Genomic DNA, 20,682 nt, shown 5'->3' with positions numbered 1-20,682 from the left:
GAAGGTCTCTTCCGATGAGCCTCGCCGCGCTGCTCGTCCTCGCCGACGGCCGCTTCCCCGCCGGGGGCCACGCGCACTCCGGCGGGGCCGAGGCGGCCTGCAAGGCCGGCCGGATCCACGACGCCGCCACCCTGGAGGACTTCTGCCGGGGCCGGCTGCACACCGCCGGACTCACCGCCGCCGCGCTCGCCGCGGCCGCCGCCCTCGGGATCGATCCGGCGGAGCTCGACGCCGCGGCCGACGCGCGAACCCCCTCGCCCGCCCTGCGCACCGCCGCACGGCGGCTGGGCCGCCAGCTGCTGCGGGCCGCCCGGGCCACCTGGCCCGGCCCCGAACTGGGGGCGCTGGCCGCCGCGTTCCCGCGCGGCGCCCACCAGCCCGTCGTGCTCGGCCTCACCGCCCGGGCGGCCGGGCTCGGGCCGTCCGACGCCGCGCAGGTGGCGGCGTACGAGGCGGTCGGCGGCCCCGCGACCGCGACCGTGCGGCTGCTGGGCCTCGACCCCTTCGAGGCGAGCGGGGTCCTGGCCCGTCTCGCCCCCGAACTCGACGCCGTCGCGGCCCGGGCGGCCGAAGCCGCCCGACGGGCCCTCACTGAGGGCGTGGAAGCCCTGCCCGCGACCTCCTCGCCCCTGCTGGAGATCGCGGCAGAGGTCCATGCCGACTGGCCGGTCCGCCTCTTCGCCTCCTGAGCGCCGCGAACCGCCTCCTGAGCGCCCCGAACCGGCTCCTGAGCGCCGGCCGGCCACCAAGCCCCCCAAGGAGAACCCCATGCACCTCGACCACGGTGTCACCTACCCGCACCGCCACACCCACAGCGCCGAACCGGTCCGCCCCGACGGCACCCGGCGCGCCCTGCGCATCGGACTCGGCGGACCCGTCGGCTCCGGCAAGACCGCCACCGTCGCCGCCCTGTGCCGTGCCCTGCGCGCCGAACTGTCCATGGCCGTCGTGACCAACGACATCTACACGCGTGAGGACGCCGAGTTCCTGCTCCGCGAGGCCGTCCTGCCCCCCGAGCGGATCGCCGCCGTCGAGACCGGGGCCTGTCCGCACACCGCCATCCGCGACGACATCTCCGCCAACCTGGAGGCCGTCGAGGAACTGGAGGACGCCTTCCGGCAGAGCGGCCCGCTCGACCTGATCCTCGTCGAGTCGGGCGGGGACAACCTGACCGCCACCTTCTCGCGGGGTCTCGTCGACGCCCAGATCTTCGTCATCGACGTGGCCGGCGGGGACGACATCCCGCGCAAGGGCGGCCCCGGCGTCACCACCGCCGACCTCCTCGTCGTCAACAAGACCGACCTCGCCCCCCACGTCGGCTCCGACCTCGGCCGGATGGCCCGCGACGCCGCCGAGCAGCGCGGTGAACTGCCCGTCGCCTTCCAGTCGCTGCGCAGCCCCGAGGGCGTGGCCCCGGTGGCCGCCTGGGTGCGCGAGCGGATCGCCGCCTGGGCCGTACGGTGACCGGCGCGCCTCCCGTCACCCTGCCCCCTGCGGGCCTGCGGGCCACCGCCCGCATCCGCGCCGTCGCCGACGGGCGGGGCGGGACCGCGCTGCCGCTGCTCGCCGGGGAAGGGCCGCTCGCCCTGCGCCGCACCCGGGGGACCGCCACCGAGGCCGGGGTCATGCTGGTCGGCGCCATGAGCGCCCCGCTGGGCGGGGACCACCTCACCGTCGAGGCCGCCGCCGGACCCGGAGCGCACCTCGCCCTCGCCTCGGCGGCGGCGACCCTCGCGCTGCCCGGCCGGGGCGGCGAGCCCGCACGGTACGACGTACACCTGACCCTGGAGGACGGCGCGTCGGTGCGGTGGCTGCCGGAGCCGCTGGTCTCCGTGCGCGGCAGCGACCTGCGGGTGCGGACGCGGGTCCAACTGGCGCCGACCGCGCACCTGGTGCTGCGCGAGGAACAGGTCCTCGGACGCTGGGGGGAGGACCCGGGCCTGCTGCGCAGCCGGCTCACCGCCACCCGCGGCGGGCGGCCGCTCCTGGACCAGGAGCTCGCCTGCGGCCCCGGCGCGCCCGGTGGCTGGGACGGCCCGGCCGGACTCGCCGGGCACCGGGCGCTCGGCCAACTCCTGGTCGTCGACCCCGCCTTCGCCCAGGCCCCGCCCCCGGCGGCGGTGCTGGGGGAGTTCGCCGTGGCCACGCCGCTGGCCGGCCCGGCCGTCCTCGTGACGGCCATGGCCCCGGACGCCCTGCGGCTGCGGGAGCTGCTGGACGTGGCCGAACGCACCTACGGCCCGTCGCCGCAGGGGTAGTTCCGGGACGAAACAGACACCGCTCAGCGGTACTCACGTCTCCGGTTATCGGGTTGGCAAAGAAGTGGACCCTGCTCTGTTGCCGGGTGACGGTAAGGCGCAAGGATCCCCCTGCACGCCGACGACCGAAGACCGACCAATCCGGCCGCCCACGGCGGCGACTGACGCAGGGGGAACAACCACGTGATACGCAACGCGGCGCTGGGGAGCGCCGCCACACTGATCACCGGCACGCTGGCGGCGGGCCTGATGCTCGCGCCGTCCGCCTCGGCGGCCTCGGCCGGCCGTGACAACGGGGCCGCGGAGGCGGTGGGCGTCCAGATCGCCGCCGCCCGCGCCGCCCGCACCGGGATCGAGTGGAAGGACTGCCCCGCGGACTGGGGCTTCGAAAAGCCCATCCAGTGCGGATGGGTGAAGGTCCCGCTCGACTACACCAAGCCGTTCGGCAAGACCATCGAGCTCGCCGTCGACCGCATCGGCAGCACGGGCACCAAGGAGGAGCGCCAGGGCGCGCTCGTCTACAACCCCGGCGGCCCCGGCGGCTCCGGCATGCGCTTCCCGCGCCGGGTCACCACCAAGAGCCCGCTGTGGGTCAACGCCTCCAAGGCGTACGACTTCGTGGGCTTCGACCCCCGCGGCGTCGGCCACTCCGCGCCCATCTCCTGCATCGACCCGCAGGAGTTCGTCAAGGCGCCCAAGGCCGACCCGGTCCCGGACAGCGAGGCCGACAAGCGCGCCCAGCGCAAGCTCGCCGCGGAGTACGCGGACGGCTGCAAGGAGCGCAGCGGCGAGATGCTGCCGCACATGACCACGCCGAACACCGCGCGTGACCTCGACGTCATCCGCGCCGCCCTCGGCGAGCAGAAGCTGAACTTCCTCGGCGTCTCCTACGGCACCTACATCGGCGGGGTCTACGCGACCCTCTTCCCGACGCACGTGCGCCGCATGATCGTTGACAGCGTGGTCAACCCGGAGCAGGACAACATCTGGTACGAGGCCAACCTCGGCCAGGACGTCGCCTTCCAGACCCGCTGGAACGACTGGCAGGACTGGGTCGCCAAGAACGACGCGGTCTTCCACCTCGGCGACACCCGCGCCAAGGTCGAGGCCAAGTACCAGGAGCTGCGCGCCAAGGCCAAGGCCAACCCGATCGGCGGGGTCGTCGGCCCGGCCGAGCTCATCGGCTTCTTCCAGGGCGCTCCGTACTACGACTCCTCGTGGGTGCCCGTCGCCCAGACCTTCGCCGCCTGGGCGGCCGGTGACGAGAAGGCGCTCGTCGACGCCATCGCCCCGGACATGTCGGACACCAAGGGCAACGCGGCGTCCGAGAACGGCAACGCCGTCTACACCGCGGTCGAGTGCGCCGACGCCAAGTGGCCGACCAGCTGGGCCAAGTGGGACCGGGACAACTCCAAGCTGCACCAGAAGTACCCGTTCCTGACCTGGTCCAACGCGTGGATGAACCTGCCCTGCGCGACCTGGAAGTCGAAGCAGAGCAGCCCGATCGAGGTCGGTGCCAAGCGCGGTCTGGCGCCGGTGCTGATCGTCCAGTCCGAGCGTGACGCGGCCACGCCGTACGACGGCGCGGTCGAGCTGCACCGCCGCCTGGCCGGTTCGCGTCTCATCACCGAGCAGAACGCCGGCTCGCACGGCGTCACCAGCCTGGTGAACCCCTGCATCAACACGCGGGTCGACACCTACCTGCTGACCGGCAAGGTCGACGCCAAGGACGTGAAGTGCGCCCCGCACGCCACTCCGGTCGCCCCCGCCCCGGTCGCCGCGAAGTCCCTCGACCACGGCGCGGGTGCCGACTACCCGGCGCGCGAGGAGCTCCCGGCCGTCCGCTAGGACCCGTCCGTCAGGACCCGTCCGTCAGGACCCGGGAAACATCACGGGAGAAGGCTCAGCGCGACCTGCGCCGGGCCTTCTTCCGTTCCTCCTCTTCCTCGGCCTTGACCTCGGCCGCGTACCGGTCGACGTACTCCTGGCCGGACAGTCCGAGGATCGCGTACATGATCTCGTCGGTGACGGCCCGCAGGACGGCGCGCTCGCCCTCCAGCCCCGCGTACCGGGAGAAGTCCATCGGCTCGCCGAAGCGGATCGTCACCCGCCGGATCTTCGGGATCTTCTGCCCGGGCGGCTGGATCTCGAACGTGCCGACCATCGCGCACGGTACGACGGGCACCCCGGCCCCCAGGGCCATCGCGGCCACGCCCACCTTGCCCTTGTACAGCCGCCCGTCGTGCGAGCGCGTGCCCTCCGGGTAGATGCCCAGCAGCTCATCCTTGGCGAGCACCCCGAGCCCCTCGCGCAGGGCCGCCCGCCCCGCGTCCTTCCCGGAGCGGTCCACGGGGATCTGCCCGGCGCTGCGGAAGAACGCGGCGGTGAGCCGCCCCTTGAGCCCGGGGCCGGTGAAGTACTCGGCCTTCGCGAGGAAGGTGATCCGCCGCTTGAGGATCGCGGGCATCAGGAAATGGTCCGAGAAGGACAGATGGTTGCCCGCGATGATCGCGGCCCCCTCCGCCGGGATGTTCTCCAGGCCTTCGATCCGCGGCCTGAACAGCAGCCTGAGCAGCGGACCGAGCAGTACGTGCTTGAGCAAGTGGTAGAACACCAGGCCGCTCCCGTCGATGTCCCGTTGTCACGGTCATCGTACGGACAGTCAGGGCGGGTCCGGCAGATCGAGGACGGCCTTGATCGCACACTGTCTTGATCGCATACCGTCTTGATCGAACAGGGCCTCGGTCAAGAGCTGCGGGAGGCGGCCATCCCGGCGGTCAGCAGTCCCAGCACGACCCAGCCGAACCACAGCCAGCCGTTGCTGCCGAGGACCACGGAATACGTGGCGACGGCCACCAGGGCGGCGAAGGTCATCACGGCCATCGCCTTAACGGATCCGGTCATGCCCCATGGTGACGCGCGAAGGCGGTACTCCGCTACTGGCCACGCGCTCGGAGGGAGGCGAGATACGCGTTGTACGCCGCCAGCTCCTGGTCGCCGTTGCGGTCCTCGGCCCGGTCGGAGCGCTTCGCCGCCCGCTGCTCGGAGTGGTACCACTGGTAGACCAGGGCGATCAGCACCAGCACCGACGGGATCTCGCTGAAGGCCCAGGCGATGCCGCCGCCCCACTGCTGGTCGAGCAGCGCGTCGACGCCGAGGGAGGACGGCGGGTTCTCGTACGTCTTGATCATCGGCTGGCTGGCCATCATCAGGGCGATGCCGAAGAAGGCGTGGAAGGGCATGCCGGCGAAGAGCTCCAGCATCCGCATCACGTAGCCGGGGCGGTGCGGGCCCGGGTCCACGCCCATGATCGGCCAGAAGAAGATCAGGCCGACGGCGAGGAAGTGCACCATCATCGCGATGTGCCCGGCCTGGGACTCCATCAGGAAGTCGAAGAGCGGGGTGAAGTACAGGCCGTAGAGGCTGGCGATGAACATGGGGATCGTGAAGGCCGGGTGGGTGATGATCCGCATGTAGCGGCTGTGCAGCAGCATCAGCAGGAGCTCGCGCGGCCCCTTGTGGCCGCGCGCGGCGGGCGGCAACGCGCGCAGTGCCAGGGTCACCGGGGCGCCGAGGAGCAGCAGGATCGGCGTGACCATGCTGATCACCATGTGCTGGACCATGTGCACGCTGAACATGACCATGCCGTAGTCGTTCAGCTTGGTGCACATCACCAAGGCCACGGTCAGCACACCCGACGTGAAGGCGATGGTCCGGCCCAGCGGCCAGGCGTCCCCGCGTGCTCGCAGCCGCAGCACGCCCCACCCGTACAGGGCGAGCCCCAGCAGGGAGCCGAAGAGGAAGAAGGCGTCGAAGGAGAACTCCAGCCCGCGCCCGAGAGTGAACGGCGGCAGGTCCATGTTCATGTCCATGCCGTGCCCGCTGTGGTCCATCTGTTCACTCCCTTGACTGTGGCGCTGCACCACAGTAATGCCGCCCCCGGTCGCTCCTGCGCGCGGGGGCGGCACTAACGGGCATACGGTCACAGAACCGTCTGAGCCTCGTCGTAGCGCTCGGCCGGGACGGTCTTGAGGGTCGAGGTCGCCTCGGCGAGCGGGACCATCACGATGTCCGTGCCGCGCAGCGCCGTGAGCATGCCGAACTCGCCGCGGTGGGCGGCCTCCACGGCGTGCCAGCCGAAGCGGGTCGCGAGGACCCGGTCGTACGCGGTGGGTGTGCCGCCGCGCTGCACGTGGCCCAGGATCACCGGCCGGGCCTCCTTGCCCAGGCGCTGTTCCAGTTCCACGGCGAGCGTGTTGCCGATGCCGGCGAACCGCTCGTGTCCGTAGATGTCGGTTCCGCCCTGCTCGAAGTTCATCGAGCCGGGGCGGGGCTTGGCGCCCTCGGCGACCACGACGATCGCGAACCGCTTGCCCGCGGAGAAGCGCTCGCCGACGATCGCCGTCAGCTCGTCGATGTCGAAGGGGCGCTCCGGCACGACGATCGCGTGCGCGCCGGCCGCCATGCCCGAGTGCAGGGCGATCCACCCGGTGTGGCGGCCCATGACCTCCACGACCATCACGCGCTGGTGGGACTCGGCGGTGGTCTTGAGCCGGTCCAGCGCCTCCGTGGCGACGCCGACGGCGGTGTCGAAGCCGAAGGTGACGTCGGTGGACGCGATGTCGTTGTCGATGGTCTTGGGGACACCGACGATCGGCAGACCGGCCTGCGAGAGCAGGTTCGCCGCCTTCAGGGTGCCCTCGCCGCCGATCGGGATGATCGCGTCGAGACCGAGGTCCGCGACGTGGCCGCGGGCGCGCTCCACGCCGTCACGCAGATGCGCGGGCTGGACCCGGGAGGAGCCGAGGATGGTGCCGCCGCGGGCGAGGATGCCGCCGACGGCGTCGAGGTCGAGCTTGCGGTAATCCGCCTCCAGGAGGCCCTTCCAGCCGTCGTGGAAGCCGATCACCTCGTCGCCGTGGTCGACGACGGCGCGGTGCACGACGGAGCGGATGACGGCATTGAGGCCGGGGCAGTCGCCACCGGAAGTGAGCACACCTATGCGCATGGCAGGAAAGACCTTTGCAACGTGGGCCGACGACCGGACCACGTCGTCCGGTTGGAACTACACGTCACCCTACAAGCGGAACGAGGGTCGCTGAACCATCCTCCACATGCTGGTCCCGAACGTGGTGCGAACGCACGTCGGCCCGGTTCCCACCAGGGGAATCCGGGCCGAAAGTCTGGTGTCGTGCCGCCTACGCGGGCTGCGTCGCCGCAGCGATGCGCTCGGCTCGCAGCGCCTCGTACCACCGGTCGTCTATGGCCGGCAGCGCGTTGACGTCGAGGGCCAGCTTCAGCAGCAGGTCCGCGATCTGCGGGTTGCGGGCCATCACGGGGCCGTGCATGTAGGTGCCGAACACGGTGTCGTTGTAGGCGCCTTCGGTGCCGTCGCCGGTGCCGTTGCCCCGGCCCATGCTCACCCGGGCGAACGGCCGCGCCGTCGGGCCGAGGTGGGTGACGCCCTGGTGGTTCTCGAAGCCCGTCAGCTGCGGCAGGCCCAGGCGCGGGTCGATGTCGGCGAGGACGTCGCCGACGCACCGCTCGCCCTCACCGCGCACGGTGACGACGTCCAGCAGGCCCAGGCCCTCCTGGCGCTGGCCCATGTCGTTGACGAACTCCTTGCCGAGGATCTGGTACCCGGCGCAGACGGAGAAGACGATCGCCCCGTTAGAGACGGCCCGCTCCAGACCGCCGTCGCGCAGCAGGCGCTCGGCCGCCAGCCGCTGCGGCCGGTCCTCACCGCCGCCGATCAGGTAGATGTCGCCCGAAGTGGGGATCGGCTGGTCGCTGCGCACGTCCACGCGCTGGACGTCCAGGCCGCGCTGGCGCGCCCGGCGCTCCACCACGAGGGCGTTGCCCTGGTCTCCGTACGTGCTGAGCAGGTCCGGGTAGACCCACACCAGACGCAGGCTGTTGTCGCTCATGCTCTTGTCCTCTGCGGTTCTGACGGGGCTAGTTGCCGACGCGGCGGCGCACGTCCTGGAAGGCGGTGTAGTTCGCGATCAGCTCGATCTGTCCGGGCGGCGCGAGCTGCACGGCCTCGTCGAGGGTCTCGCACACCCGGAAGTCCAGGCCGGCGACCTCGAGGCGGACCGCGAGGTCCAGCTTGCGGTCACCGATCACGAAGATCGGGTGGCCGGCCAGGCGCGGGTAGTCCACGTCCCACAGCCAGGAGGTGTCGGTGCCGTCGGCGCCGCGCGCGTTCACCGAGAGGATCACCGGGGTGGGCGGCGGGTCGATCAGAGAAAACGTTTCGAGCCAGCCCGCCGGGTTCTTCGCGAGCAGCAGCCGCAGCTCACGGCCCTGGAAGTTCACGACGTCGTAGCGGCCGGCGACGGCCTGCACCTGGTACATCCGCTCCAGCGCCACCTGCGGCGGGACGCCGAAGACGGCGGCCACGGCGGCCGAGGTGGCGGCGTTGGCCTTGTTGGCGCGGCCCGGCAGCTGGAGGTGGATCGGCCAGGCCGAGCCGTGGGGGTCCAGGACGTGGTCGCCGGAGAGCACCCAGGTCGGCACCGGGCGGCGGAAGCCGCACTCGCCGCAGAACCAGTCGTCGCCCGGGCGCTGCATGACACCGCCGCAGGAGGGGCACGACCAGGCGTCGTCCTTCCACTCCTGGCCGGCCGCGACCCACACCACGTTCTGGGAGGAGGAGGCGGACCAGACGATCAGCGGGTCGTCGCAGTTCGCGACGATGACCGCCTTGGAGCCCGACAGGCCCTCGCGCCACTTCTCCGCGAGCATGCGCGTCTCGGCGGCGCGGTCCAGCTGGTCGCGGGAGAGGTTCAGCAGGGCGATCACCTTGGGGGTGACGTCCCGGGCCACCCCGGCCAGGTACTTCTCGTCGACCTCGATGACGCCGTACTTGGCGTCCGAGCCGCCCGCCAGTGCCGAGGTGATGCCTGCCGGCATGTTCGCGCCCAGCGCGTTGGAGACGACCGGACCGCTGGCCCGCAGGGCCTCCGCGATCAGCCGGGTCGTCGTGGTCTTGCCGTTCGTCGCGGAGACGAGGACGACGTCGAGATGCTGCGCGAGCGCTCCGAGGAGATCGGGGTCGAGTTTGAGTGCGACCTTGCCACCGATCACCGATCCGCTTCCGCGTCCCGCGGCCCGCGACACCGCCGCCGCGGCCTTGCCCGCCGTCACGGCCAGCTTGGCCCGCGGCGAAAGCGGCTCTGTGTTGCCTGCCATCGTCCCTTGTCCTCCTTGCGTCGGTCGGCCCCAGCCTATCCAGTACCTGCCGGGGCCTTGACCGCGGCGCCCCCCCGCCACGGCAGATCTCCTCATATATTCGCCCGTCGTAGGCTTACGGCCATGCGACAGCGCCCCATCCCCGGCACCACCGGCCTCGTCCGCACCATGAGCCTCCTGGGCGATCCGGTGCTCCATTCCGCTTGCGCGGAGGTCACCGAATTCGGTCCGGTCCTCGACCGGCTCATCGAGGACATGTTCGCGACGATGTACGCCGCCGAGGGCGTCGGCCTCGCCGCGAACCAGATCGGGGTCGGGCAGCGGGTGTTCGTCTACGACTGCCCCGACGACGAGGACGTCCGGCACGTCGGGCACATCGTCAACCCGCGCCTGGTGGCGGCCGACGGGGACGAGTTCCTCGGTCCCGAGGGCTGCCTCTCGCTGCCCGGGCTGGAGGCGGGTACCGCGCGCTTCGACCGCACGGTCGTCGAAGGGGTCACCTCCGACGGGGCGCCGGTACGGATCGAGGGCACCGGATTCTTCGCGCGGTGCCTGCAGCACGAGTGCGACCACCTCGCGGGCACGGTCTACGCGGACCGGGTCACGGGCCTGCGCGCGCGCAGGCTCCGGCGCGCGATCCGCAAGACGCCGTGGGGTGCCGCGGCGCCGCGCGGTTAGCCAGGTCGCCTCGGCGCGGGTCAGAAGCCCGGGCCGTCCGCGCGGTTGCCCGCCGTGCCCAGGCGGCCCCAGAGGAGGTCGGTGAGGCCCGTGACCAGTTCCGCGCGCTCGCAGGGGCGTTCGCCGAGCCACCAGTCGCCGGCCGCGTGCATCATGCCGACGATGCCGTGACCCCAGACGCGGGCCAGGCGTTCGCCGCCCGGGCCCAGGTCCACGCGCTCGCCGATCACCTCGGCCAGCTCCTCGCCGAGGCGGCGCAGCAGCGGGGCCGAGTGCAGGCCGACGTCGAAGCCCCGTTCGGCGCTCTGGGAGTCCTCGGCCGGGTGCATCAGGAAGCGGTAGACCTGCGGGCGGGCCTCGATGGCGGCGAGGTAGGTGTCGAGAGTGGCCTCCACCCGGCGGCGCCGCTCGGCGGGGGCGTCGAGCGCGGCCCGCAGCGAGCCGAGCAGGGCGTCGGTGTGCCGGACGGCGAGCGCTTGGTAGAGGCCCGCCTTGTCGCCGAAGTGCCGGTAGAGGATCGGCTTCGTGATGCCGGCCTCCGCCGCGATCGCGTTCATGGAGGCCTTGGGGCCGTCCCTGAGCACGACCCGGTCGGCGGCTTCGAGCAGCTCCCGGCGCCGTCGCTCGGCCGCTCCCGGCTCGCCTGCCTGCTGCGTGGTCTCCATGATGTGTTTTCTCTCCCCGCCCTTGCGATGTGCGTGACGCCCACGCAACGTAACACCCCGCACACCCGGTCGATCGAAGCGGCGGCGGCCTCCACGGCGGCACGGCCCGCGCTTGACACTGCTTACTGACCGGTAACAGACTGTGGCCTCGTGTTGGTTACCGCTAGTAACCCATGCATGGACCAGTACAGACAGGTGGAGGGGACATGGCGGAGTTCACCATGGAGCTGGGCGACGACCAGAAGCAGGTGCGGGACTGGATCCACGGCTTCGCCGCCGACGTGATCCGGCCCGCGGCCGCGGAATGGGACGAGCGCGAAGAGACTCCCTGGCCCGTCATCCAGGAGGCCGCGAAGGTCGGCATCTACTCGCTGGACTTCTACGCCCAGCAGTTCTTCGACCCCACCGGCCTCGGCGTCCCGATGGCGATGGAGGAGCTCTTCTGGGGCGACGCGGGCATCGCCCTGTCGATCGTCGGTACCGGGCTCGCGGCCATCGGCGTCGTCGCCAACGGCACCGAGGAGCAGATCGGCACCTGGATCCCGCAGATGTACGGCGACCAGAACGACGTGAAGGTCGCCGCCTTCTGCTCCTCCGAGCCGGACGCGGGCTCCGACGTCGGCGCCATGCGCACCCGGGCCGTCTACGACCAGGCCAAGGACGAGTGGGTGCTCAACGGCACCAAGACCTGGGCGACCAACGGCGGCATAGCCAACGTCCACATCGTCGTCGCCGTCGTCGACCCGGAGCTCGGCACCAAGGGGCACGCCTCCTTCATCGTGCCGCCGGGCACCCCGGGCCTCTCCCAGGGCCAGAAGTTCAAGAAGCACGGCATCCGCGCCTCGCACACCGCCGAGGTGGTGCTGGAGGACGTACGGGTCCCCGGGTCCTGCCTGCTCGGCGGCAAGGAGAAGCTGGACGAGCGGCTCGCCAGGGCCCACGAGCGGGCGCGCAGCGGGGGCGGCGAGCGCGTGAAGAACGCGGCCATGGCCACCTTCGAGGCGTCCCGTCCGGCGGTCGGCGCCATGGCGGTCGGCACGGCGCGGGCCGCGTACGAGGTCGCGCTCGACTACGCCAAGACGCGCACGCAGTTCGGCCGCCCGATCATCGACAACCAGGGCGTGGCCTTCCAGCTCGCCGACATGCGGACGCAGATCGACGCGGCCCGGCTGCTGGTGTGGCGGGCGTCCTGGATGGCGGTCGCGGGCCGGCCGTTCACCTCGGCCGAGGGCTCGATGTCCAAGCTCTACGCGAGCGAGGTCGCGAAGAAGGTGACCGCCCAGGCACTCCAGATCCTCGGCGGCAACGGTTACACCCGCGAGTACCCGGTGGAGCGCATGCACCGCGACAGCGCGATCTACACGATCTTCGAGGGGACCAGCGAGATCCAGCGGCTGGTGATCGCCCGCACGATCTCCGACATGCCGATCCGCTAGACCGCGGCGCCGCGCCGGTGGCGCCGGGGCCCGGGGACGGGCCTCAGCGCCACGGCGCGAGGCAGAGGGGCGCGGCCTCCAGGCTGCGCTCGGAGACGCTGATCAGCTCGCCTTCCGCGCAGGTCGCGCCGGGGGTGTCCAACCGCTTGGTGATCCGGTACCTGGCCAGCGCGGAATCGCAGCTCTCGACGACCAGCTCCTCGGTGCGGAAGCGGTCCGCGTCCTGCACGCACGTGCCCACGGCGAGCTTCCTCGGGCCGCTGTCGTCGCCCGCCAGCAGGCCGATCAGGATCAGGGCGGGGAACGCGAGGATCACGGCGAGCAGCGGGACGAGGCCGGCCAGCGCCACCGGGCGCCGCCACAGCGGCCTGCCCGGGTCGAGCGGGGGCATGGCGCCGCCCACCGGCGGACCGAGCTTGCGCAGCCTTCCCCACGGGGCGAGGTTGGTCAGCAGGGTGACCGGCGTGATGAACACGGAAAGCGGGCCCCACCAGCCCTGCCACAGGGTCTTCGCGGACATGTCGCGGACGACGGCGAGCCCGCAGTCGCGGCAGAACGGCCCCTTGCGGCTGAGGAACCGCATCAGCACGATCATGCCCTGATGGCCGTGGACCGTCGTCTCCGCGACGGGCAGCGCCCCGCAGACCCGGCAGCCGTAGGCCCCCTGCTCCGGCGTGAGGCGGGCGTACGGGCCCCCGGGCTGGTGCGGAACGTACGGGCCCGCCTGCCACGGTGGCGGCTGCTGCTGCCAGTACGGGCCCTGCTGCGGCGGTGGCGGGGTGGCCACGGAGATCCCCCTCGTTCTCGCGGTGATCACCGGCGTGGTGACGGCTCGAACCCTAACCCGCCGCCTACGGGCGCAGAATGCCGCGCAGGGCGCGGGAGAAGACGAACCGGCCGGCCGCGGCGACCACCGGGTCGAGCAGGCGGGGGAGCCCGCGCAGGCGCAGCTCCTCGGTCCAGACGATCTCCGTGCCGCCGCCCGGAAGCGGGCGGATCGCGATCTCCGCCCAGCCCAGGACGGCGCGTCCGTGCTTGACGAGCCTCACCAGCCCGCCCGAGTCCCCGTCGGGCGGGTTCCAGAGCACGACCTCCATCGGATCGTCGAATGTGATCCTGCCCACACCCGTGCGCGCCGTGAAGAGCGTTCCGGCGCGCGTCGGGGGCTCCGTGACGATGATCGTCCGGGTGAAGGGGACCTGCGAGCCGTGGCGCTCCCAGTCCGTCAGCCTCAGCCAGGTCTCGGCCGCCGGCAAATGGGTACGGTGAACAAACCGGATACCGGGCATGAGCGCATGGTAATCGGGCATACACACCCTGAACTGGACCGCGAATATGGGTTCCGTCCGGGGGTGGCGATCAGCAATACTCACCGCCACCGTGGATCGCGGATTCGACCGGGTGACCACCGGCTCCCCCGCCCCACATTGCGAGGAGGTGCGCCGATGTGCTCCCACCAGCCCCCCTGTCCTGCCGTAGACAGCGCAGACCACGATGCCGCCCGTACCGTGGCCTTCCATCCCGAACAGGGCTGGAGCCTGCTGTGCAACGGCGCCGTCGTCTTCGACGACACCGGTGAACTGCTCCCCGACGGCCGTGCGGTGGAACCCCGCCGCCCGGTCCTGGTCTGAGCGAGGAGGCAGCATGCGCCAGCAGCTGATCCGCAAGCCCGTCCCCAAGCCCGCCCCCCGAGACCTGGATCTGCGCACACCGTCGGGCAGACCCCTCCCGTACTGACGGGAGCCCAGGATTTAGCAAGCCGTCCACCGGCTGCCGGTCAGCCGGTGGACGCCGCCGCGCCGCCCCGGAACGCCGCCTCGAAGGCGGCGTCGCCGATCGCCGCCCTGGCCTGCCGCTCGCCCTGGTCCCGCAGGGCCATCAGCGAGGGCGCGCCGCCCATCTGCGGCCGGCCGACCGTGCGCCACCAGGCGTGCCCGGTGCCCAGCAGCCGCGCCGCCAGCTCCCCGTCACCCAGCCCCGCCACCGCCGCGGCCAGCAGGTCCAGGCCCAGCGCGATGCCGAAGCGGTCGCCGAGCAGCCGTTTGCCGGACAGCATGGCCCGCACGTGCCGGGCCGCCTCCCCGTGGTCGCCCAGGCCCAGTGCGGCCACCGCCAGCACGTAGTCGGCGTACGCCCGCAGCCAGCGCTCGCCCAGCTCCGCGCAGGTCTCCCGCAGGGACCGCGCCTCCTCGGTGGCCTCCTCGAAGCGCCCGAGGTCGCACAGGGCGTAGCCGCTGGCCAGCTTGCACAGGAGCCAGCCCGGGCCGCTGGGCCGCCCGCCGTGGCCCGCCCGGGCCCGTGGACCGCCCAGCGCGAGGGCCCGTACGGGGTCGCCCGGCATCAGCACCGACGCCGCCTGCAAGTAGGCCGCGCGCAGCTCCTGTTCGGGGTCCGCGAGCGGGGCCGCGCCCCGGGCGCACTCCTCGCCGGTCCGGCGGGCCGTGTCCATGTCGCCCTGGAGCAGCGCGGTCAGCCCGAGGGCCCACACGGCCTGGTTGTGGGCGGCGCCCGCTGCCGGGGCGGCGTGCAGCGCCCGTTCCAGGAAGCCGCGGCCCTCGTGCACGTGTCCGCACGCGAACCAGTAGAACCACAGCGTCCCGGCCATCTCCAGTGCCGCTGCCGGGTCGTTGCCCAGCAGGTGCTCTAGGGCCGTACGCAGCTGAGCGTGCTCGGCGGTCATCCTGCGGTACCAGTCCACCTGCCCGGGGCCGAGCCAGCCCCGCTCGGCGGCCTGGGTGAGGGCCCCGTACCAGTGGGCGTGCCGGTCGGCGACGATCCGCCGCTCGCCGAGCTCGCCCAGCCAGTCGTGCCCGTACTCGCGGATCGTGTCCAGCATCCGGTAGCGGGCTCCGCCGCCCCGCTCCTCGGTGCGCCGGACCACCGACTTGGTGACCAGGCCCGCCAGCACCCGCTCCACCCGCGAGGCGGGCAGCGGACCGCCCGCGCACACGGCCCGGGCGGCGGCGATGTCGAAGTCCCCGGTGAAGACGGAGAGCCGGGCCCACAACAGCCGTTCCAGCGGCTCGCACAGCTCGTGGCTCCAGCCGATCGTGGTCCGCATCGTCTGGTGCCGGGGCAGCATGACGGCCCGGGTGTCGGCGAGCATGTCGAAGCGCTCGCCGATCCGCTCCGCCATCTGCTCCAGGGTCCACAGCCGCATCCGGGCGCCGGCCAGTTCCAGGGCGAGCGGGATCCCGTCGAGGCGGCGGCAGAGCTCGGCCGCGACCGCGGTCCGGCCGGCGTCCTCGAAGGCGGCCGACGCCTGCGGGGTCGCGGCGAGGGCGCGGGCGCGGAAGAGGGTGAGGGCGTCACTGTCGGGCCCCTCGCAGGGCAGCGGGCGGATCTCGACGACCTCCTCGCCGGGGGAGCCGAGCGGCTCCCGGGAGGTGATCAGGACCGTCAGCCCGGGGGCGGACTGCAGGAGTTCACCCACCAGGTGGCGGCAGGCTGCCACCAGGTGCTCGCAGGTGTCCAGGACGAGGAGGAGTTCCTTGTCGGCCATCCACGCGCACAGCTCCTCGTCGAGGGAGCGCGCGGAGTGGTCGGCGAGGCCGACGGCGTGGGCGACGGCCGTGGCGAGCAGGGCGGGGTCGCGCAGCGGCGACAGCTCGACCCACCCCACGCCGTCCCGCCGGTCCCGGCAGGCCGCGGCGGTGGCCCGCAGGGCGAGCCGGGACTTGCCGACACCGCCCACGCCGGTGAGTGTGACCAGCCTGTGCTCGCGCAACAGGCCGTCGAGAAGGCCGAGTTCGCGCTCCCGGCCGACGAAGCTCGCCGATTCCGGCGGCAGGTTTCCCGGCACGCCGCCGGAGTCTGACGCACCGCCGCCGCCTGCGGAATCTGGCTGATTGTTGTTGACCGAGTACTCACCGAACACGGGAGTATTGTGCGCGATCTCCGTACCCGGCCGTGCTGTTCAGGCCAGATCGTTGCCGGATTTCACGCTATGAGGGTGACTGTCCGCTCCGCAGAGAAAGCGCCCCAGTTGCCGTCGGGCAGCCGGGCGCGCAGTTTGACCGCCCACACGGTACCGGCGGGCTCGGTCACCGTGATCCGGTGCTCCGCACGTCCGCTGGGGACCGCACCCGTGCCGAACTGGATGACGGTGGTGGGCCGTCCGTTGACGTACAGCTCGTACTCGCTGGTCTCGCGCCCGGTTTCCGGGGCGGTCCAGGTGAGCGTGACCGCGCCGGGGGAGGCGGTCGCCGTGAACCCGGCGGGTGCGGTGCCCGGTCCGTCACCGGAGGCGGGCGGGGTGGTCACGTCCACCGCCGGGCCGTCGGGGGAGGAGTTGTCCGCCCCGTCGCGGGCCCGCACGGTGAACGTGTAGACGGTGTCGGGCTGGAGGCCGCTCAGCGCGGTGCCGGTCTCCCCGGGGCCGGCGGTGTGGATCCGGACGCCGCCCTGGTAGACGTCGTACGCCGTCACGCCCGTGTCGTCCGTGGCGGCGGACCAGGACACCCAGGCGGCACGGGGCCCGGTGGCCCGGGCCGTGGTGGCGGCCGGGGCGGTGGGCGCCAGACGGTCCTCGGCGGACGCGGCCGGGGTGGTCGCCCGTACGGCCGGACCCGTCCCGGAGAGGTTCCCGGCGGCGTCCTCGGCGCGGACCGTGAAGGCGTAGCCGGTCTGCGGAGTGAGGCCGGTGATGTCCACCATGGTCTTGCCGGCCGGGAGTTCGCGGACCAGGCGGCCGGACTCGAAGACCTGGTAGCCGGTCACCCCGTCGCGCTCGGCGGCCTCTTCCCACATGACGTGCACGGTCGTGGCGCTGCCGGGCTGTGCGGTGAGCCCGGCGGGTGCGGGCGGGGCCTCGGTGTCGGGCGCGGTGCACGCCGCCAGTCCGGCGAGGCCCAGGCACAGCCCGAGGGCCAGGCGCGGGCCGCGGGCCAGGCGGGGAGCGAGGGTCGGGGCGGTGCGTCGCACGGGGTGCCATCCTCCGCTTCCTCGTAAAGGTCTAGACATATATGGCGCGGGGGCCGCGGGCCCGGCAAGACCCCTGCCGTGCCCGGTTCGGCTTCTTCCGATCACGTCCGGCACGCGCCCGGTACGACAACCCGGCCGTACGACCCGCTGGAACGGGATCGTCAAGGACCGTCCGTCCGTCACGGACGGTCAACACCCGTACGGAGGACACGTCTTTCGCCCGCCGGTACCCCCGCCTGCGCCACCATGGCGCCGAGTAAGGAGGTTTCGATGGTGATTTCCCTCTCCGTGGTCGTCCTGCTCTTCATCCTCGCCTGGATCTTCGTGCGCAGCGGCGGGCTCAAGTTCTCGCACGCCCTCGTGTGCGTACTGCTCGGCTTCTACCTCGCGAGCAGCAGCATGGCCGCGGCCATCCACGACAGTCTGACGGCCACCGCGAACGCGGTCTCCAGTCTCAACCCCTAGGGATCGTTGATCGACTGTTGCGCCCTCGTGAATCATCCGGCTCTTCCATGGACTCCTCGGGCAGTGCGATCTAGCGTCTGGCGGCGGTGCGATGTCAGACGTGGTGTCAATAGAACCCGCAGAGAAACGGAGGAGGTCCCGGATGTTCCGAAGAGCGCTGAACTGCGCTGTGGTCCCGGTCGTCGCCGCGTTCACGGTGATGTACGGAGTCTCGCCGGCCCAGGCCGACGAGATACCCAAGGCCCCCGGCCACCGCCTGGTCAGCCACTACGACGGCAGCCCCGCGCCGGCCGCACCGCTGCCCGGCGAGGCGCCGCCGCAGCACCCCTTCCTCGCGCCCAACGGCCGCAGCGGCATGCACTCCGACGCGGCCGGCAGTGCCACGTCCCCTTGGAGCGGGCCGCTCGGCAAGAACCCCCGGGTGACCAGCGAGAAGATCGCCGCCCTCGGCGGGGAATGCGCCACCGCCACCTTCGACGCGGGCGGCCGGCTCGTCACGGTGTGCGGCACCTTCTCGGGCTTCAAGGCCAAGCTCCTGGAGCCCCGTACGCTCGCCACGCTCGCGGAGTACCAGCTCCCGCAGCGTTCTTCCACGGTCGAGGCGATCACCTCGCTCGACTTCGCGAAGATCTTCAAGGACACTTCGGGCGGCGCCTACTTCTACCTGGACGACCAGGACCGGGCGGTGCTGGCCGACTCCCGCCAGCACGTCCTGCGCCTCGCCCACAGCCAGAACGCCGACGGCAGCTGGAAGTTCACCGTCGACAACGACTGGGACCTCACCGGCCAGGTCCCGCACGACTGCGTCAGCTGGACCAACCTGTGGCCCAGCGGCACCTGTGACCCCGTCACCTCCGTCATGCCCGACTGGAACGGCCGCATCTGGTGGGTCACCCGCCAGGGCCGCGTCGGCACCGTGGACCCGGCGACCTCGCGGATCCGCTCCGTCCGGCTCGACGGCGAGGAGATCCAGAACTCCTTCTCGGTCGCCGAGGACGGCGTCTCCATCGTCACCGACCACGCGCTCTACAGCTTCCGCGCCGCCGCCGACGGCACCCCCGAGGCACAGTGGCGCCAGACGTACGACCGCGGCACCGGGACCAAGCCCGGCTCCGTGAACCAGGGTTCGGGCACCACCCCGGACCTCTTCGGCAACGGCTACGTCGCGATCACCGACAACGCCGACGACCGGATGAACGTCCTGGTCTACAAGCGGGGCGTGGACGTGCCCGCGGACCGGCGGCTGGTCTGCAAGGTGCCGGTGTTCGGCCCCGGCGCCTCGACCACAGACAACTCCCTGATCACCTGGGGCAACAGCATCGTCGTCGAGAACAACTACGGCTACGAGAACCCCACGACCCTGCTGCTGGGCAAGTCCGTCGTCGGCGGGGTGGCCCGCATCGACGTCCGCGCCGACGGCAGCGGCTGCGACACGGTGTGGGAGAGCGCGATCCGCTCGCCCTCCGTCGTCCCGAAGCTCTCCACCGGGAACGGGCTGCTCTACTTCTACGAGAAGGAGCCCAGCTTCTGGGGCATCGACGCCTGGTACCTCACCGCGGTGGACTTCCGTACCGGCGAGCGCCGCTGGCGGCAGCTGACGGGCACCGGCGCGCTGTACGACAACAACTGGGCCCCGATCACCCTCGGGCCCGACGGTACCGCGTACGTCGGCGTCTTCAACGGCATCGTCGCGGTCCGCGACGGCGGCTGATCCCGGCCGGACGATCGCCTCGGCCCAGGCCCTCCCCGGGGAGCCGAGCCCCCGTCGTCACGGCGGGGGCTCACTCCTCGGGCCGCCACAGCGGGTGCTCGCGCGCGGCCCACGACCGCCCGACCGAGCCCGTGCGCATGCCGCGCCGAGCCTCCGGATCGGCCAGGGCCTTGCCGATGTGCCCGGCGAGCACGATGCCGAGGGCCAGGGCCAGCCAGTCGTGGACGAAGGTGGCGGCGGTCCGCCAGACCAGCGGGGCGAGGCCGGTGAACCACATCAGGAGCCCGGTGCCGAGCATCACCAGGACCGCCCCGGCCAGCCAGCCCGCGTACACCTTCTGCCCGGCGTTGAACTTCCCGGCGGGCCGCGGCCCCGTGCGGTCCCGGCGCAGCGCGGCCCGCAGCCACTGGCGGTCGTGCGGCCCGAAGCGGTTCAGCCGGCGCAGGTCGGCGCGGAAGGCGGGGGAGGCGAGGCCCAGCAGGAAGGGCAGCGGGAGCAGCAGCCCGGACCACTCGTGCACGGTGACGACCAGGTGCCGGCGGCCCACCAGTTCGGCGAGCGGCGGCAGGTAGAGGCAGGCGGCGCCCGCCACGCACACCAGGGCGAGCGCGGCCGTGGACCGGTGGACCAGGCGCTCGGCGCGGCTGAAGCGGCGCACGCGCGCGGCCCGTTCAGACGGTGGGGGCATCGTCACGTCCGTTCGAGCGGCCGACCCACGCGTCGACGTCGTAGCCCAGGAGCTCCCAGTAGCCCGGCTCGACCTTCTCGGTGAGGGTGATCCCGGAGAGCCACTTGGCCGACTTGTAGAAGTACATCGGGGCGACGTACAGCCGCACCGGTCCGCCGTGGCTGTGGCCCAGCGGCCGGTCCTGCATCCGCAGGGCGACCAGGACGTCGTCGCGGCGGGCCTGCGGGAGGGTGAGGCTCTCGGTGTAGGTGCCGTCGAAGCAGTCGAAGCGGATGGCCCGGGCCTCGGGTCGTACCCCGGCGGCGTCGAGCAGCCGCGAGAGCGGCACCCCCTCGAAAGCGGTACCCGGGACCCGCCAGCCGGTCACGCACTGCACGTCCCGGACCACCCGGGTCTGCGGGAGCGCCCGCAGCGCGTCGAGGGTGTACTCCACCGGGCGGTCGACGAGCCCGCCGACCGTGAGGCGGTAGTCCTCCGGGCCCCGCTCGGGAACGGACGAGGCGACCGAGTAGTAGCGGAACCCGCCGCCGTTCGGCAGCAGCCCGCTGATCCCGGTGGGGTCCTTGTCGGCGACGCTCTCGAAGCCGTGCTGGAGGTAGGGGGCGGTGACGAGCCCGGCCGCGCCGAGGCCGAGCATCCCCAGGACCAGCCGGCGCCCGACCGG

At 72.4% G+C, this 20,682-nt stretch carries 22 protein-coding genes; 9 read left to right on the top strand and 13 right to left on the bottom strand.

Annotated elements, in window-relative coordinates; translation table 11 throughout:
* The first annotated feature begins 14 nt into the window (after nucleotides 1–14).
* From OG737_RS02605 to OG737_RS02590, 4 genes are all read left to right on the top strand, one after another.
* Nucleotides 15–689, top strand: coding sequence for an urease accessory protein UreF (locus OG737_RS02605; protein WP_405921141.1), 675 nt, complete (start codon nucleotides 15–17; stop codon nucleotides 687–689).
* 79 nt (nucleotides 690–768) lie between these two features.
* Nucleotides 769–1,464 carry an urease accessory protein UreG gene (ureG, locus tag OG737_RS02600; protein WP_328924500.1) on the top strand — a complete coding sequence of 232 codons (696 nt, stop codon included), beginning with the start codon at nucleotides 769–771 and terminating at the stop codon, nucleotides 1,462–1,464.
* On the top strand, nucleotides 1,461–2,258 hold the full coding sequence (locus OG737_RS02595) for an urease accessory protein UreD (protein ID WP_328924499.1): 798 nt from the start codon (nucleotides 1,461–1,463) through the stop codon (nucleotides 2,256–2,258). The genes ureG and OG737_RS02595 overlap by 4 nt, the downstream gene beginning before the upstream one ends.
* Before the next feature lie 249 nt (nucleotides 2,259–2,507).
* Entirely contained in the window at nucleotides 2,508–4,106 is a 1,599-nt protein-coding gene (locus OG737_RS02590; RefSeq protein WP_405922393.1) for an alpha/beta hydrolase, read from the top strand.
* Between the two features lie 55 nt (nucleotides 4,107–4,161).
* On the opposite strand, the gene OG737_RS02585 is transcribed toward OG737_RS02590, so the two are convergent.
* From OG737_RS02585 to OG737_RS02560, 6 genes are all read right to left on the bottom strand, one after another.
* The gene (locus OG737_RS02585) at nucleotides 4,162–4,872 is read right to left on the bottom strand and encodes a lysophospholipid acyltransferase family protein (RefSeq protein ID WP_328924498.1); all 711 of its coding nucleotides are present in this window, start codon (nucleotides 4,870–4,872) and stop codon (nucleotides 4,162–4,164) included.
* Nucleotides 4,873–5,003: 131 nt separating this feature from the next.
* Nucleotides 5,004–5,162 carry a hypothetical protein gene (locus OG737_RS02580; protein WP_030660429.1) on the bottom strand — a complete coding sequence of 53 codons (159 nt, stop codon included), beginning with the start codon at nucleotides 5,160–5,162 and terminating at the stop codon, nucleotides 5,004–5,006.
* Between the two features lie 32 nt (nucleotides 5,163–5,194).
* Nucleotides 5,195–6,151 carry a cytochrome c oxidase assembly protein gene (locus OG737_RS02575; RefSeq protein ID WP_328924497.1) on the bottom strand — a complete coding sequence of 319 codons (957 nt, stop codon included), beginning with the start codon at nucleotides 6,149–6,151 and terminating at the stop codon, nucleotides 5,195–5,197.
* Nucleotides 6,152–6,240: 89 nt separating this feature from the next.
* Nucleotides 6,241–7,266: a 6-phosphofructokinase gene (locus tag OG737_RS02570; RefSeq protein ID WP_328924496.1), complete on the bottom strand. Its 1,026-nt coding sequence runs from the start codon at nucleotides 7,264–7,266 to the stop codon at nucleotides 6,241–6,243.
* Nucleotides 7,267–7,456: 190 nt separating this feature from the next.
* Nucleotides 7,457–8,185: a glutamine amidotransferase gene (locus OG737_RS02565; protein ID WP_328924495.1), complete on the bottom strand. Its 729-nt coding sequence runs from the start codon at nucleotides 8,183–8,185 to the stop codon at nucleotides 7,457–7,459.
* A gap of 28 nt (nucleotides 8,186–8,213) precedes the next feature.
* Nucleotides 8,214–9,452, bottom strand: a complete 1,239-nt coding sequence (locus tag OG737_RS02560) for a MurT ligase domain-containing protein (protein ID WP_328924494.1) — start codon at nucleotides 9,450–9,452, stop codon at nucleotides 8,214–8,216.
* A gap of 123 nt (nucleotides 9,453–9,575) precedes the next feature.
* Between OG737_RS02560 and def the strand changes: the two genes are divergently transcribed.
* Nucleotides 9,576–10,130 (top strand): peptide deformylase, encoded by a 555-nt coding sequence (gene def, locus OG737_RS02555; RefSeq protein ID WP_328924493.1) that lies wholly within the window; start codon nucleotides 9,576–9,578, stop codon nucleotides 10,128–10,130.
* A 20-nt stretch (nucleotides 10,131–10,150) separates the two neighbouring features.
* Here def and OG737_RS02550 read toward each other — a convergent pair whose 3' ends face one another.
* Nucleotides 10,151–10,795, bottom strand: coding sequence for a TetR family transcriptional regulator (locus tag OG737_RS02550; RefSeq protein WP_328924492.1), 645 nt, complete (start codon nucleotides 10,793–10,795; stop codon nucleotides 10,151–10,153).
* A gap of 206 nt (nucleotides 10,796–11,001) precedes the next feature.
* On the opposite strand from OG737_RS02550, the gene OG737_RS02545 reads away from it, so the two are divergent.
* Complete coding sequence (locus OG737_RS02545; protein ID WP_328924491.1) at nucleotides 11,002–12,231, top strand: acyl-CoA dehydrogenase family protein; 1,230 nt, start codon at nucleotides 11,002–11,004, stop codon at nucleotides 12,229–12,231.
* Nucleotides 12,232–12,274: 43 nt separating this feature from the next.
* On the opposite strand, the gene OG737_RS02540 is transcribed toward OG737_RS02545, so the two are convergent.
* The gene (locus OG737_RS02540) at nucleotides 12,275–13,018 is read right to left on the bottom strand and encodes a hypothetical protein (protein WP_328924490.1); all 744 of its coding nucleotides are present in this window, start codon (nucleotides 13,016–13,018) and stop codon (nucleotides 12,275–12,277) included.
* 64 nt (nucleotides 13,019–13,082) lie between these two features.
* Nucleotides 13,083–13,487 (bottom strand): SRPBCC family protein, encoded by a 405-nt coding sequence (locus tag OG737_RS02535; RefSeq protein ID WP_405921140.1) that lies wholly within the window; start codon nucleotides 13,485–13,487, stop codon nucleotides 13,083–13,085.
* A gap of 189 nt (nucleotides 13,488–13,676) precedes the next feature.
* Here OG737_RS02535 and OG737_RS02530 point away from each other — a divergent pair, with 189 nt between their 5' ends.
* Nucleotides 13,677–13,862: a DUF5999 family protein gene (locus OG737_RS02530; RefSeq protein WP_328924488.1), complete on the top strand. Its 186-nt coding sequence runs from the start codon at nucleotides 13,677–13,679 to the stop codon at nucleotides 13,860–13,862.
* A 146-nt stretch (nucleotides 13,863–14,008) separates the two neighbouring features.
* Here OG737_RS02530 and OG737_RS02525 read toward each other — a convergent pair whose 3' ends face one another.
* A complete protein-coding gene (locus OG737_RS02525) occupies nucleotides 14,009–16,033 on the bottom strand; it encodes an ATP-binding protein (protein ID WP_405921139.1) in 2,025 nt (674 codons plus the stop codon).
* 137 nt (nucleotides 16,034–16,170) lie between these two features.
* Complete coding sequence (locus OG737_RS02520; protein ID WP_328924486.1) at nucleotides 16,171–17,154, bottom strand: fibronectin type III domain-containing protein; 984 nt, start codon at nucleotides 17,152–17,154, stop codon at nucleotides 16,171–16,173.
* A gap of 270 nt (nucleotides 17,155–17,424) precedes the next feature.
* Between OG737_RS02520 and OG737_RS02515 the strand changes: the two genes are divergently transcribed.
* Both OG737_RS02515 and OG737_RS02510 read left to right on the top strand, forming a co-directional pair.
* The gene (locus tag OG737_RS02515) at nucleotides 17,425–17,619 is read left to right on the top strand and encodes a hypothetical protein (protein ID WP_328924485.1); all 195 of its coding nucleotides are present in this window, start codon (nucleotides 17,425–17,427) and stop codon (nucleotides 17,617–17,619) included.
* A gap of 142 nt (nucleotides 17,620–17,761) precedes the next feature.
* Entirely contained in the window at nucleotides 17,762–19,330 is a 1,569-nt protein-coding gene (locus OG737_RS02510) for a hypothetical protein (RefSeq protein ID WP_405680316.1), read from the top strand.
* Between the two features lie 70 nt (nucleotides 19,331–19,400).
* Here the strand turns inward: OG737_RS02510 and OG737_RS02505 are convergent, their stop codons facing one another.
* Together OG737_RS02505 and OG737_RS02500 are read right to left on the bottom strand one after the other, a co-directional pair.
* Nucleotides 19,401–20,018 carry a cytochrome b/b6 domain-containing protein gene (locus OG737_RS02505; protein ID WP_328924484.1) on the bottom strand — a complete coding sequence of 206 codons (618 nt, stop codon included), beginning with the start codon at nucleotides 20,016–20,018 and terminating at the stop codon, nucleotides 19,401–19,403.
* The gene (locus OG737_RS02500) at nucleotides 20,002–20,655 is read right to left on the bottom strand and encodes a molybdopterin-dependent oxidoreductase (RefSeq protein ID WP_328930186.1); all 654 of its coding nucleotides are present in this window, start codon (nucleotides 20,653–20,655) and stop codon (nucleotides 20,002–20,004) included. The genes OG737_RS02505 and OG737_RS02500 overlap by 17 nt, the downstream gene beginning before the upstream one ends.
* Nucleotides 20,656–20,682: the final 27 nt, after the last annotated feature.

Origin of the sequence: Streptomyces sp. NBC_00122 (genome assembly GCF_045160845.1) — a bacterium.
Classification (GTDB): Bacteria; Actinomycetota; Actinomycetes; order Streptomycetales; family Streptomycetaceae; genus Streptomyces.
Note: the sequence above shows the minus strand (reverse complement) of the source record. Positions and strands in the feature narration are given on the sequence as shown.